We start from the raw sequence: 14,156 nt of genomic DNA, 5'->3' as shown, positions 1-14,156 counted from the left end.
ATAGAAAGANACCTGAAATGTAAAAAGCAAAGTTCTTATTTAAATTGATAGTCAATATGATATGTAATATGCATATTTTGATTTATTTGGATTTTTGTAATGTTAAAATAAAATATAAGGATGTAAATATATAGCGAACCAAAAGTAGGAATATCCAATGAATTTTGAGAGGTGTTACATGTTTAAAAATAAGAAATTAATTCGATTTTGTCTAACATTATTTGTATGTTTATCTGTAATTGATTTTACAATCGGTTGTTTTCAAACATATCTTGAAACAGCAGCAGATATTAAATGGATAATACCAGGAATTTTGGAAAACTATTTTGATAGATGCTCCTGAAAGCATACTTGTTATTTTAGGTGCAATAGCTTTATATGATTTCACAAAAGAGACATCGCCAAAAGACGCATCAATCTAAATGCGCCTTTTTTATTAAAATTTATATTTTAAAGAGTTACATAGAAGAGAACAAGCTATTAATTAACAAAAAAGAAAAGACACCTTAAGGTGCCTTTCTCTGACTTGAACCACTTTAATTTTAATAATATTGGACTCCCGTCCAAATATTATTTTACCATGTTAAGTTATTTTGTCCATTGAGAAATAAAATTCAAATCTATGTTTTGTTGTTTTGGAAATATTCCATATCAATCATTACAATACACGTTTTAGTTTTTGAATTATTTATTTGTTTAAAAGTTGAAATTAAAAAGAACCCCATAAATGATAAACCATGCCACTAACAAAAAACACTAATACTAAAAACAAAACAATTAAAGCAAGTATTCCATTTTGATTATGTTCCATAAAATTAGCTCCTTTTAGATTTATTTTTATATACAAAAAAGCCTTTAGTTGTAATTATGGCTAAAGGCCTTGAGCATTATACTTTTAGTTTATGAAATCTTCTATATAAAATAACCTGTATTTTATATAGAGAAAAATTTATAATGTTTTTTTATCAAATTTGAAACTGAAAATGTACTAGCTTGATAATGAAGCCTGGCTATTAGAATTGAAAAATTTTAGTTTTATTATAATTAATAGAAATGAAAGTAGTGTGAATATAAATCCGCTCCAAATAAGCTGGTGAATACCTAAGTTTGAAATGAACCAGCCTCCAATAGTTGTTCCTAAAGTAATTCCGAGATTTGAGAACGAAACGAATAGACTATTACCAAATTCAGGTGCTTCTTTTGCTTCGCTTATTAACCATGTTTGACCAACAATTAATCCACCAGCATGTACGATTCCCCAAATGAATACGATAAAAATCATTGGAACAAGGTAGGAACCTAAATAATAAACCAATATGTAAACAACAGAATATAGAATAGGGAATGATATTACGGTGTTTATTATGCTTTTTTGCAGGAGACCACCAAATAAATGATTACCTAAAATCATAACTACACCAAATATGAATAGCATGATACTGATGAGAGATCCGTTCATGGAAGTTACTTTTGCAAGGTATTCAGCGAAGTAGCTGTATACGGAAAACATGGCTGCAAAAAGGAATGTGACGGTTAAAATATTTAACCATAATCCTGGTTTGCCGAGTATACGAATTTGTTTGCCGAAAGACATTTTTTCTGTAACAGGCATAGAAGGAAGTAGGATTAGTATTCCAATGAATGCAAGAGTGTTAACGAACGCTCCGAATAAGAAAGCAATTTCGAGTGAAAATTGGTCTGCAAGGTAAGAGGTTAGTGGTACACCTAAAGCAAAGCCAACAGTAATTCCCATAAAAACTTTTGTAACCGCTTGACCGCTCTTTTCTGGAGGGACAAGTTTAGCAGCTGTTACAAGAGCGATTGAAAAGAAGAGTGGATGAAGTGCTGCCGGTAAAATACGAAAAATAAGCATGATTTCAAATTGTGTTGTATAAGCGTAGATTATATTTGAAATAACGAATGCGAAAATTGCTGTTAATAAAATTATTTTGCGATTAATACTAGAGACGAGCAGAATTAGAAACGGACCAGAAATAGCAACAACTAGTGCAAATATACTTACTAAAAATCCAGCTTGTGTAGTTGAAATTCCGAATTTTTGAGTGATTTGTGGTAATACGCCGACAATACCCATCTCGGTAGTAATAATTCCGAACACACCTATTGCCAGTGTCAGAATAAGTAAAGGATTTACTTTTTTCATTTATAAAACTCTCCATTCGTATCAGTATTTTGAAAGTAAATTCATTAAAAAAGAAGCATTATTATAAGCATGATTGGATGTTAATATTATTAGGGTTATGTAATCTGAAATACAATAACAGATATCTAAATAACTAGATATGATATATTAAAAAATTTTCTCCTTTCTATGTTTCTTGCTTTTATAGGTAGTGTAATTTTATAAAAAGTAATTGGATACCTGTAAAAAGCAGAATGTGTGAAAGCTAATAATCAATTGATTATTAGCTTTCATTTTATAATTCGTTTTGAACGTATTCAGAAAACTCTCGTATTGTTTTTTCATTTCGACGATAGTATGTCCATTTTCCGATTCGGTCAGAGTCTAGTAAACCTGCTTTTTTCATAGTTAATAAATAACTAGAAATAACCGATTGGGCTAAGCCAGTTTTAAGCTGGATATCTCCTACACATACTCCAACTTGAAAGCTAAGATCTTGCTCTAGATAAGGCTTTTCATCGAAATGGTTTTCTGGATTTTTCAACCATGATAAAATTTGACATCTTGTTTCATTTGACAATGCTTTATAAATTAATAAAGGTTCCATAAGGATATTATATCTACTTTTATAGATTTGCAAATGGGTTTTGGTGATTTTAAGGGAAGTAGGTATATGTAGATTCTTTTAAATGTGAATGAGGTACTCTAGTAATAGGGCTTTTTTGGGGATGTGAATTTATAAAAGGTTGCACTGTAATATAGCTTGAGAATATGATTGTCTAAAGAATAGGTGATGAATACACGCAGGAAACAAAAACAGTTTAAGCAAGCATTCTATTCTTACTATGTTTTATTTTTTTATATAGAAAATAGCCTTCAGTCGTAATTATGGCTAAAGGCTTGGGCTCTCATACTTTTTAATTTATAAAGAAAAGACACTCATATAAGAGTGTCTTTTCCGATAGTTTGTTTAGCAGAAGCAAGAAGCTCCAACTATGATTAATAAAATAAACAATACTACTAATAAAGCAAAGCCTCCAGAAAATCCACAGCCGCCACAACTACCACCAAATCCCATAATAGTTCCTCCTTTAATAAGAGGAGAAAACAAGGGGTCACTCATGTATTTTAACGGATTCAATTTACTTTATGTTTTTTACGCAATAATTGAGCAGGTCCTTTTGAAAATAAAGAAAAGACACCTTAAGGTGCCTTCCTACAACTTGATAACCGTATTTCGAAACTAGTGGATAAATTGCAAATAGTATTTATGCTTCGATTTATTTACAGATACATAAGATTTATACATCCTTCATATAAGTCAGTATTTTTGATTACTAAACGTTCAATCATCATAATTTTTCGTTTATTGTTACCAACTACTCGCTCCAACATCCGTCTTCAACCACTTCACCCAACCCAAATCCTCTATCTTAAGCAAACTGAGCGAAACACCCTTCATATCTAAAGAGGTTAGCAGTGTACCGACTTTTACGAACTTTACATGTAAGCCTTCCAGCTCACATAAACGGCGGATGTCGTTTGCGAAAATGTATTGTTCCATTAATGGTGTCGCACCGAGTCCGTTAATGAGGATGGCGAAGTTGTCTCCTTTTCTCCAGCGATAAATGCTTTTTAGTTTGTTCATAAGTTCGATCGCTAATATTTCAGAAGAGGATAGTGCTTCTTGGCGGTAACCTTTTTCGCCATGAATGCCGACGCCGTAAAACACTTCATCGTCGTTCAATGTGAATGAAGCTTTTCCTTGCATGGGATCATTGGCAGGTGAAAGGGCGACTCCTAATGTATGTAAGTTTTGGATGACAGAACGGCCAAGTGTTGTTAATTCTTCTAAAGAATGTCCGTGGGGAGCGGCCGCACCTAATATTTTTTGAACGAAAACAGTGCCCGCTACGCCGCGTCTTCTTTTATTAAAAGAAGCATCATCTTCAATTGAAACATCGTCATTTACGATGACGTGGTCAACTTGTCTTCCTTCTTCTTTAGCGATTTGTTCTGCCGCTAGAAAGTTTTCAACGTCATCTTTAAAGTTTTTAATGATGAATAAAATACTTTTATCTTTTGGCATTAAGCGAGTTGCCGCCACAATTTGCTCCACTGTAGGCGGGGTGAAAATACTTCCGTTTACTGCTGCCGTAAGCATTCCTTTTCCTACATAACCAATGTCGGCAGGTTCATGTCCGCTACCACCACCGCTTATAATGACAACGTTTTGCTTCATTTTTTCGATATCTTTTACATAAATGATGTTATGTGTTTCGTCGTAATTTACTTTGTCGTTATGTTCAAAATAAAAGCCATGCAGCATGTCTTGAACAATATTGTCTACATCATTCATAATCTTTTTCATTGCTTTTGCCACCCTTTAATTACTTCGCTGATTGCTCGAGTAAAAGTAGTAATTGATTGTTTATCATATTTTTCATGAGAGAAGACATAATGGATGGATCTACTTCACATTTACTTTCAATCCAATCTTTTATCGTCCCAACGAAGCCGTGACTATAAAAAGAGGCAATCGTATTTTTTGTCTCATCAGAAAGGCTGAATCCACAGCTCACAGATAATTCATCAATAATTTTCATATATAAGTTTTTCGTATGCTCAAATAAATAGTGATTAAACGAGTTTTGTTCAATGACTTTGAAAGCATTTCGGTAAAATTTTTGATTTTCGTAAAAGTAATCAAATAATAAATCGAAAATGTTTTCCCATGTTTCATAGTCGAGAAAGTCGATAATATTTTCCTTCGTTTCTTCTTTATAAATCCAGCTTAATAGTTCGAATTTATCTTTAAAATGATAATAAAAAGTTTGCCTACGCATTTGACAGTGTAACATAATATCGCTCACTGATATTTTATGAAACGACTCTGTTTCCATTAAATGTTTCAACGAGTTCGCGATTATCTTTTTAGAAATTATAGAAGAGGTCATCTGAATCATCCCTAGAATGTTAGTAATATAAAAATCCTATCTACAAATGAAAGAAGTGTCTTTAGACAGATTGTCCATTTTGTCCGTTTACTATAAAACGCTTTCATTTTAACATGAGTAGTAAGAAGAAGATTTCAAATATATCACAATATATTAAAGGAATTGAGGGAGAATCACAATGAAAAAGATTATAAACAAACCAGAAACATTAGTAATGGAAATGTGCAACGGAATGGTTATGGCTCATCCAGAACTTGAGCTTTTGAAAAAATATAAAGTGATTAAGAAGAAAGAAATGAACGAAAATAAAGTAACGTTAATTAGCGGCGGTGGTAGTGGTCATGAGCCAGCGCATGCAGGACTAGTCGGAAAAGGAATGTTAGATGCGGCAGTGTGTGGAGATGTGTTTGCTTCGCCTTCACAAATTCAGGTATATCAAGCCATTAAAGAGACGGCTAGTAAAAAAGGTACGTTATTAATTATTAAAAATTACAGCGGCGATATTATGAATTTCAAAAACGGTGCGCATTTAGCGACTGAAGATGGAATTGAAGTAGACTACGTAAAAGTGGACGATGATATTGCGGTAGAAGATAGTCTTTATACAGTAGGACGCCGTGGCGTTGCGGGAGTTATTTTAGTTCATAAAATTGCGGGCGCAGCAGCGGAAGCAGGTATGGATTTAGGAGCGGTGAAAGCTGTAGCAGAAAAAGCAGCGGCTAACGTGCGCACAATTGGTTTAGCGTTAACTTCTTGTACAGTTCCAGCAAGTGGATCACCTACTTTCACACTTGCAGAAGATGAAATGGAATACGGCGTAGGTATTCACGGCGAACCAGGAATTAAACGTGAAAAAACGATGTCAGCTGATGAATTAGCGAACCGTATGACAAATGATTTAATAAAAGATTTAGGAGTAAAAGATGGCGAAGAAATTGCGGTTCTAGTAAACGGTTTTGGCGGAACACCACTGCAAGAACTTTACCTATTTAACAACGCAGTTACGAGAGAATTAGCTGCTAGAAATATTAAAATTAATAGAGTATTCGTTGGCAACTATATGACGAGTATTGATATGGCAGGTATGTCTTTAACAGTGATGAAGTTAGATGATGAGCTAAAAACATTACTATCTAAAGAATGTAATACACCAGCGTTTAAAGTAGACGGACCAGTTGAAAGTGTAGAGTACGTGAATGTGCTTGAAGATGTAGAAGAGAAGGAAATTTCCTTTGAACTAGAAACGGCGGAAGAACACGCTGTTATGAAAGATAATGTCATCACATTAAACAATATGATCTATCTCGTTGATAAAATGAGTGACATTATTATTAAAAACGAAGTACCGTTCTGTGAGTTAGATACACATGCAGGTGACGGTGACTTCGGAATGAGTGTGGCAAAAGGATTTAAACAATTAAAACGTGAGTGGCATTCTATTGTAGAACAAGAAAATGTAACAATCGGATCATTCCTTGACGGCTGTTCTATGATTATTATGGAACATTGCGGCGGAGCTTCTGGTCCAATTTGGGGTGGGGCATTCCGCGCAGCTAGTAAAGAAGCAGGCGAAAAACGTGAACTAACAGTGAAAGAATTCGCTGAAATGTTACAAGCAGCACTTCAAGGCATACAATCTATCGGTGAAAGATCATTCGGAAGAGGAGCGGTAGTTGGTGACAAAACGCTTGTTGATGCACTTGCTCCATGTGTAGACTCTTGGTTAGACAGTGCTTCAAATGAAGTAGACATGAAAACTGCCTTTGAAAAAGGTGCAGAAGCAGCCGTTAAAGGCGCAGAGTATACGAAAGAAATCGTCGCTCGCATGGGCCGCGCCGGTACAGTTGGCGAAAGAAGCTTAGGATATCCTGATGCAGGTGCACATGCGCTTGGGGTTATCTTTACGGAGATTGCGGGTAGTTTGAAATAGGAATTAGAAGATCCCCTCTGCCTTATGGTGGAGGGATTTTTATATAGTTGATATGTAGAAGGCTTCTTTCGGTGCTCTCTCTGTAAAATATGAGTTTGTTAATATTTTTGATAAAACCTTATTTCAAAGCTACATCTAATATTTCTCAACATGAATATATCGAAAATAGTTAGGATATTCAAGATAATCATTTATGAAGAAATATATTATAAAAAAAAAGGGGAATTTATTTTGTTACGTCGCTTATCTATTTGTACTTTATTAACAGCTTTTATGTTTACTTTGTTTACATGTAACGGCTCTGCTTTCGCGGCTACGAATACTACTGAAAATGAAACTGTAGTAGCAGCTTGAGCAAAGAGAGGTACGGTAGGTGTATATGGTGCAAAGATACGCAGTGGTTACACCGTCGGATCACCTGTCTTACATACATTTAATAGTGGCGAGAAAATTACTGGAACATGGGTAACAGGTGAGTATGTTCAAGGTCATTACAGTAATTCTAAACAGTGGTTAAAAGTTACTTATAAAGGGATGACAAGTTATGTATTCCACACAACATTATATAACGTTTGCTCATAAAACTATGTACTGTAATAACTCTGGATATATTGAACTAATCTCTTCTAGGGATTAGTTCTTTTTTATCTCTTAGTTTTTAATGGAGCATTTTTTTGGAAAAAAACCAACGATTCATTAAATCGATGGTTTTATTTATATATTATTCATTTGTATCTATATCAAATTTTCGCGGTACTTTTTGCTTATTTGAGAGATTTTTTCAAACAAATTGTATTTTAGACTTAGTTTTTTGGTGATTGCAGCTTATCAATTTTCCAGTTTGTTTCTAGAGGGTCTAAAGAGCTTTCAATATGAAACATATATTCATCTGCGGTACCTGGTACTTTAAAAGCTATTTTCAATTTTACCGTTTCATTTGGTTTAACTTGTATATCAGAAGGGTTTTGGTCAAGGACCTTTCCTTCATAGACCTTTCCGTCTTTCTCATCTTTTAAGTTATATTTTAATTCTGATAGTCCAATCATTTGACCTCGTACATTTTTTACAGAGACATTAACAACGACGGAATCGTTGCTAGCATTTAAATATGCACTTTGAACGGTGGTCAAGTAATAGCCTCCTTTAACACTCTCACCAACTAATAAAATACCTTGTTCCAAGCGGCTCATATCTTCTTTTTCTTCAAAATTTATTAATTCTTCATTTTCATTTTTTGCGGTTGGTTCTTCTATTGGACCATTTTCAACGGCACTATCTTTTTTATCTGGTGTGCAAGCAACCGTAACACTGACTAATACTAGAATGAAAGTAAGTAATATGGATAATTTCCTCATAAAATGTATCTGTCTCCTTCAGTTTCTCAATTTTGTGCAGCTATACATATAAGATTAACATAATGTCTCATTATTGGCTCAAAATAGGGGATCTTTTAGACACCTTATTCTTTTTACTTTTAATATACATTCGATTAGTTCTCGCGATATTTGTTAATCTTTTAAAACATTGGCTTAGTAATACCGAGGGTTATTATAGATATATTAATCATATAATTTATCCCTAAATAAACATCTTCATAATATGTAATTAGTATTGTTTTATTCTTTAAATATCTCCGGTTTTTCAATTCTAAATGATTTCACCTCACCGCACTCTAAACAAAATGTTGTTAATAGTTTAGAGCGCTTTCCCCCTGAAAAGAACCTACTAGGTTCATCGTCGCAAACATATGCATGATAGGCGCTTCCAACTCTTCCCTCCTTAAAATTAGTAGAACCACAATTATCACATCGTTTATTTTTCATGTTACTAACACCTCTTTAGGTTGATATTTATTTTGGCGTATTCTCTATCTCCTTTACGATAGAAGTAAAGCAACTTGGTTATAAATGATGTTTTCGACATGATACAACATACCCCTTTATATATTCGCAAGTAAAACAACATAATATCACTATGAATCTCTATAACAATATGATTTTTTATATATCATTTAATTTGTATCGGAAAAATAAGTATTAAATCATTGATTTTTATTATTCTGATGATTATAATAAATGAAAATCAAACAATTCTTATGTTGAGAAGTGGAGGGACGGGCCCTATGAAACTTCGGCAACCTCGTTTTAGACGAAAGGTGCCAAATCCTGCAGGTGAAAAAATACCTGAAAGATAAGAGCAGTTCACTTCACTTAGTCAAGAAGGCTACTCTTATTTCGATAAGAGTAGCTTTTTTTATGGCTAAAAGATAAAGGGGGAATATGTAGTGGAGTATGGTTTTTGGTTACCGATTTTTGGGGGATGGCTTCGAAATGTAGATGATGAATCTATGCCGCCTACGTTTGAGTATGCAAAACAAACAGCGCAAGCGGCAGAACAATTAGGTTTTTCAACAACACTTATTGCGGAATTAAACTTAAATGATATAAAAGGTGTTTCAGCACCAAGTTTAGAAGCGTGGACAACTGCGGCAGCACTTGCTGCAGTAACGGATCGATTAGAGATTATGACAGCTGTCAGACCTGGCTTCCACAATCCAGCAGTTACAGCGAAAATGGCAGCAAATATCGATCAATTAAGTAATGGCCGTTTTACATTGAATGTAGTTTCAGCATGGTGGGAAGAAGAAGCGAGACAGTATGGCGGAGTATTTACCGCACATGATGAAAGATATGATCGCACAGAGGAATTTGTAACAGTTTTGAAAGAGCTTTGGAAAGAAGAAGTGTTCTCTTATAAAGGGAACTTTTATGAGCTTCATAATACACATTTAAGTCCAAAGCCTGTGCAGAAACAAGGCATTAAGCTTTATGCAGGTGGTGAGAGTGAGAGAGGAAAAGAGGTCATTGTAAATCACGCGGATGCATATGTAATGCACGGGGGAACAGTGGAAGAAGTATCTGTGAAAATAGAAGATATGAAGAATCGTAGAAAGAAAGTCAAAGAGGAGCCATTGCAGTCATTCGGGCTTGCAGCTTACGTCATTTGTCGTGATACAGAAGAAGAGGCGGTAGAGGAATGGAGACGCATAACGGATGTGAAAGATGATGCGTTAGGTTATGCGGGTTACCAAGACTTTATTAGTAAATCGCATTTGGAACAGCAAGTGAAGCTCAATGATTATTCCGTATCTAATCGTGGATTACGTCCTAATTTAATTGGAACACCAGAACAAATTGCAGAAAGGATACTCGCTTTTGAAAAGGTGGGTGTTACGTTATTACTTTTACAATTTTCGCCACAGCTTGAAGAGATGAAACGATTTTCTGAAAAGGTGATGCCATTAGTTGCGTTGAAAAGAAAGGAATTGATTACAAATGAGTAAAATTTACATATTGCATGAAAATAAGGAATGGACGGATCATTTGGTGAAAAGGTTGGAAGAACTGGAGTTACCGTATGAGTGCTTCTTCACATACGAGAGGGCATCGATTTGCACCTGAGTTGACTGAAGGAGTTCTTGCTTGGTTAGAGGGATACGGGCGAACAGTATTTAATGGATCTCGTGCATTACGCCTTGAAGTAAGTAAATTGAATCAATATGCAGCATTAAGAAATTTTGGGATACAAGTGCCGAAAACAATTGGTGCTGTTGGCCGCAATAATATAGTAAAAGCAGCAAGGGAGTTAGGGGAAGTACCGTTCATTACGAAGCATAACCGTGCAGGTAAAGGCCTTGGTGTTCAACTATTTCATTCCATTAATGCTTTAGAACAATATTTGGATGGTCCGACGTTTGAAGAGCCCATTGATGGAATTACTTTAATCCAGCAGTATATTGAAGCGCCAGAACCATATATTACACGCTGTGAGTTTGTAGGCGGTCAGTTTGTATATGCAGTTAAAGTAGATACATCAGAAGGATTCGAGCTTTGTCCAGCAGATGCGTGCTCTATTCACGATGCTTTTTGCCCAGTAGGAGAAGAGAGTAAAAAAGAGTCGTCAACAAAATTTGAAATTATATCGGACTTCCAAGAGCCAATTATTGAACAATACAAAGAATTTTTGAAAGAAAATGAAATTACTGTTGCTGGTATTGAATTTATTCGCAGTTCGGATGGAACAATTTATACGTATGATATTAATACAAACACAAACTATAATTCTGACGCAGAGTCTGTAGCGAATCAATTTGGTATGCTTGAGCTTGCTAAATTCCTTGGAATAGAATTAGAACAACAAGTAGAATCAGTTAAATAATGTTGATTAAAAAATAAGGTTCTGGTGTAAATCTTTGTTAAAGTAATAGTATCAGTATGTCCAAGTTTAGGAGATTACTCACAAGGTCTTTAGGGTTTTTGCACCAGAACGAAAAGTATCAGTTTATATTAAAAAACAGCCAAGTTCGAATAAGGAACTTGGGCTGTTTGTATGTTGTATTGTCTTTCCTAGCGCTACTCCATCGTCATCAAGATAAAAGCACGAGTGATCCCATTGTGTGGTTATGTGCAAAACATAAACTAGTAGAAGTTTTGTATTTTGTTATCCTGTGCATCCCACCCTGCACAAAAAATATTTCTCAACATTTTATCTGTTGAAAAACATTGAATATTCTTATTGTAAAGAATATTATGTTGCTATCGGCAAAAAAAACGATAATTCGCAGACACTGGGGAGGAAATGCATTGAAAAAGAATAAGAAGTTAAAACCGTTATCAGTTTTAGCAACAGCGGCAGTACTAAGTAGTAGTTTTGCTTTTGGAAGTCATGCAGCGTATGCTGATACGCCATCATCTCTACCAATAGATGAGCATTTAATACCGGAGGAGCGTTTGGCAGAAGCGCTAAAACAACGGGGCGTAATTGATCAATCTGCATCACAAGCTGAGACGTCAAAAGCTGTTGAGAAATATGTTGAGAAAAAGAAAGGGGAAAACTCTGGTAAAGAAATCTTGACAGGAGATAGTCTTACGCAAGAAGCTGCTGATTTTATGAAAAAAGTAAAAGATGCAAAGATGAAGGAAAATGAACAGGCACAGCAGCCCGCAGTAGGCCCAGTAGCTGGACAAGATGCAGCATTGAATTCTAGTAAATTAAATGGAAAAGTACCTACTGCACCAGCGAAGCAAGCTGAGTACAATGGAGCTGTTCGAAAAGATAAAGTGCTTGTTTTACTTGTAGAATTTAGCGATTTTAAGCATAACAATATTGATCAAGAGCCAGGATACATGTATTCTAAGGACTTCAATCGTGAACATTATCAAAAAATGTTATTTGGTGATGAACCATTTACTCTATTTGATGGATCGAAAATTAATACATTTAAACAATATTATGAAGAACAATCTGGCGGGAGCTACACAGTTGATGGTACTGTAACGGAATGGCTTACTGTTCCAGGAAAAGCGTCAGATTATGGTGCGGATGCGGGAACTGGTCATGATAACAAAGGTCCTTTAGGGCCACGTGATCTTGTGAAAGAAGCATTAAAAGCAGCGGTAGCAAAAGGAATCAATTTAGCAGACTATGATCAATTTGATCAATACGATCAAAATGGTGATGGAAATAAAAACGAGCCAGATGGTATTATTGATCATTTAATGGTTGTACATGCTGGCGTGGGTCAAGAAGCTGGCGGCGGTAAGTTGAAAGATGATGCGATTTGGTCTCATCGTTCAAAACTTGGATCAAAACCATATGCGATTGATGGCACAAAATCTTCTGTTTCAAATTGGGGCGGAAAAATGGCTGCATACGACTATACAATCGAGCCTGAAGATGGAGCGGTTGGTGTGTTTGCGCATGAGTATGGTCATGATTTAGGATTACCAGATGAATACGATACGAAGTACTCAGGACAAGGTGAACCTGTTGAGTCATGGTCTATTATGAGTGGCGGTAGCTGGGCTGGAAAAATTGCAGGAACAGAGCCAACAAGTTTCTCACCACAAAATAAAGAGTTTTTCCAAAAGAATATGAAGGGGAACTGGGCGAATATCGTTGAGGTAGATTATGATAAACTTCGCACGGGAATCGGTGCTGCAACATATTTAGATCAAAGTGTTACAAAATCAAAACGACCAGGAATCGTTCGTGTTAACTTGCCAGACAAAGATATAAAAAATATCGAATCGGCATTTGGTAAGAAGTTTTATTACAGTACAAAAGGAAATGACATTCATACAACACTTGAGACACCAGTATTTGACTTAACAAATGCAACGAATGCTAAGTTCGATTATAAGACATTCTACGAACTTGAAGCGAAGTATGATTTCCTTGACGTAAATGCGATTACAGAAGATGGAACGAAGACACGTATTGATAGAATTGGCGAAAAAGATGTAAAAGGCGGTATGGATACAACTGATGGTAAGTGGGTTGATAAATCATACGATTTAAGCAAATTCAAAGGGGAAAAAGTAAAACTGCAATTTGAATATTTAACAGATATTGCAGTAGCTTATAAAGGATTTGCGTTAGATAATGCGGCATTAACTGTAGATGGCAAAGTTGTTTTCTCAGATGATGCAGAAGGTCAGCCAGCAATGACGTTAAAAGGATTTACTGTATCTAACGGATTTGAACAGAAAAAAAATAACTACTATGTAGAGTGGAGAAATTACGCTGGTTCTGACACGGCATTACAACATGCGCGTGGTCCAGTGTTTAATACAGGAATGGTTGTATGGTATGCGGATCAAAGCTTTACAGATAACTGGGTAGGCGTTCATCCAGGTGAAGGCTTCTTAGGAGTAGTAGATTCTCATCCAGAGGCAATTGTAGGGACATTAAACGGACAACCGACTGTGAAGAGCAGTACGCGTTATCAAATTGCCGATGCGGCATTCTCATTTGATCAAACGCCAGCATGGAGAGTAGACTCGCCAACTCGCGGAATCTTTGACTATAAAGGGTTACCAGGAGTTGCAAAATTTGATGATTCTAAGCAGTACATCAACAGCGCGATTCCAGATGCAGGACGTAAGTTGCCGAAACTAGGATTGAAGTTTGAAGTAGTAGGTCAAGCTGAAGACAAATCTGCAGGTGCAGTTTGGATTCATCGATAGAATAAGGTGAAACTAAGAGGAGCTGCCTCATAAGTCGGTGAAACTGACCTATGGGCAGCTCTATTTTTATTGTGGAAACGAGGCAGTTTAGTTTAGGA

The 14,156-nt window shown here is 35.5% G+C and carries 10 protein-coding genes, 3 pseudogenes and 1 riboswitch; of the genes and pseudogenes, 6 read left to right on the top strand and 7 right to left on the bottom strand.

The features are described from left to right. Positions 1 to 178: 178 nt before the first annotated feature. A pseudogene (locus CDB3_RS19360) lies at positions 179 to 422 on the top strand (DUF3937 family protein). Between the two features lie 566 nt (positions 423 to 988). Here the strand turns inward: CDB3_RS19360 and CDB3_RS19355 are convergent. The 5 genes from CDB3_RS19355 to dhaS all read right to left on the bottom strand — a co-directional run bounded on the left by CDB3_RS19355 (position 989) and on the right by dhaS (position 5,100). Then, the gene (locus tag CDB3_RS19355) at positions 989 to 2,164 is read right to left on the bottom strand and encodes an MFS transporter (protein WP_128855615.1); all 1,176 of its coding nucleotides are present in this window, start codon (positions 2,162 to 2,164) and stop codon (positions 989 to 991) included. A 274-nt stretch (positions 2,165 to 2,438) separates the two neighbouring features. Continuing rightward, a complete protein-coding gene (locus CDB3_RS19350; RefSeq protein WP_097829876.1) occupies positions 2,439 to 2,750 on the bottom strand; it encodes an ArsR/SmtB family transcription factor in 312 nt (103 codons plus the stop codon). 363 nt (positions 2,751 to 3,113) lie between these two features. Then, a complete protein-coding gene (locus CDB3_RS19345) occupies positions 3,114 to 3,221 on the bottom strand; it encodes a YjcZ family sporulation protein (RefSeq protein ID WP_000505673.1) in 108 nt (35 codons plus the stop codon). Between the two features lie 294 nt (positions 3,222 to 3,515). After that, the gene (dhaQ, locus tag CDB3_RS19340) at positions 3,516 to 4,514 is read right to left on the bottom strand and encodes a DhaKLM operon coactivator DhaQ (protein WP_128855614.1); all 999 of its coding nucleotides are present in this window, start codon (positions 4,512 to 4,514) and stop codon (positions 3,516 to 3,518) included. Between the two features lie 19 nt (positions 4,515 to 4,533). Further along, on the bottom strand, positions 4,534 to 5,100 hold the full coding sequence (dhaS, locus tag CDB3_RS19335) for a dihydroxyacetone kinase transcriptional activator DhaS (RefSeq protein ID WP_000204204.1): 567 nt from the start codon (positions 5,098 to 5,100) through the stop codon (positions 4,534 to 4,536). A gap of 178 nt (positions 5,101 to 5,278) precedes the next feature. Here dhaS and dhaK point away from each other — a divergent pair, with 178 nt between their 5' ends. Both dhaK and CDB3_RS19320 read left to right on the top strand, forming a co-directional pair. Further along, the gene (gene dhaK, locus CDB3_RS19325) at positions 5,279 to 7,030 is read left to right on the top strand and encodes a dihydroxyacetone kinase subunit DhaK (protein ID WP_128855613.1); all 1,752 of its coding nucleotides are present in this window, start codon (positions 5,279 to 5,281) and stop codon (positions 7,028 to 7,030) included. A 231-nt stretch (positions 7,031 to 7,261) separates the two neighbouring features. Then, positions 7,262 to 7,612: pseudogene (locus CDB3_RS19320) on the top strand (SH3 domain-containing protein). Between the two features lie 221 nt (positions 7,613 to 7,833). Here the strand turns inward: CDB3_RS19320 and CDB3_RS19315 are convergent. Then, positions 7,834 to 8,385, bottom strand: a complete 552-nt coding sequence (locus CDB3_RS19315; RefSeq protein WP_128855612.1) for a DUF4352 domain-containing protein — start codon at positions 8,383 to 8,385, stop codon at positions 7,834 to 7,836. A 261-nt stretch (positions 8,386 to 8,646) separates the two neighbouring features. Continuing rightward, the gene (locus CDB3_RS19310) at positions 8,647 to 8,853 is read right to left on the bottom strand and encodes a hypothetical protein (RefSeq protein WP_128855611.1); all 207 of its coding nucleotides are present in this window, start codon (positions 8,851 to 8,853) and stop codon (positions 8,647 to 8,649) included. Between the two features lie 267 nt (positions 8,854 to 9,120). Beyond that, positions 9,121 to 9,227: riboswitch (SAM riboswitch) on the top strand. 87 nt (positions 9,228 to 9,314) lie between these two features. On the opposite strand from CDB3_RS19310, the gene CDB3_RS19305 reads away from it, so the two are divergent. From CDB3_RS19305 to CDB3_RS19295, 3 genes and pseudogenes are all read left to right on the top strand, one after another. Then, positions 9,315 to 10,373 (top strand): LLM class flavin-dependent oxidoreductase, encoded by a 1,059-nt coding sequence (locus tag CDB3_RS19305; protein ID WP_128855610.1) that lies wholly within the window; start codon positions 9,315 to 9,317, stop codon positions 10,371 to 10,373. Continuing rightward, positions 10,366 to 11,248 (top strand): annotated as a pseudogene (locus CDB3_RS19300) (ATP-grasp domain-containing protein). Before CDB3_RS19305 ends, CDB3_RS19300 begins: the two are co-directional and overlap by 8 nt. 425 nt (positions 11,249 to 11,673) lie before the next feature. After that, a complete protein-coding gene (locus CDB3_RS19295; RefSeq protein WP_179139724.1) occupies positions 11,674 to 14,058 on the top strand; it encodes an immune inhibitor A domain-containing protein in 2,385 nt (794 codons plus the stop codon). The last annotated feature ends 98 nt before the right edge of the window (positions 14,059 to 14,156 follow it).

It is taken from the genome of Bacillus sp. CDB3, assembly GCF_002081505.1.
In the GTDB taxonomy this organism is placed as follows: Bacteria; Bacillota; Bacilli; order Bacillales; family Bacillaceae_G; genus Bacillus_A; species Bacillus_A cereus_AT.
This window is presented reverse-complemented; position numbering and strand designations above follow the sequence as displayed.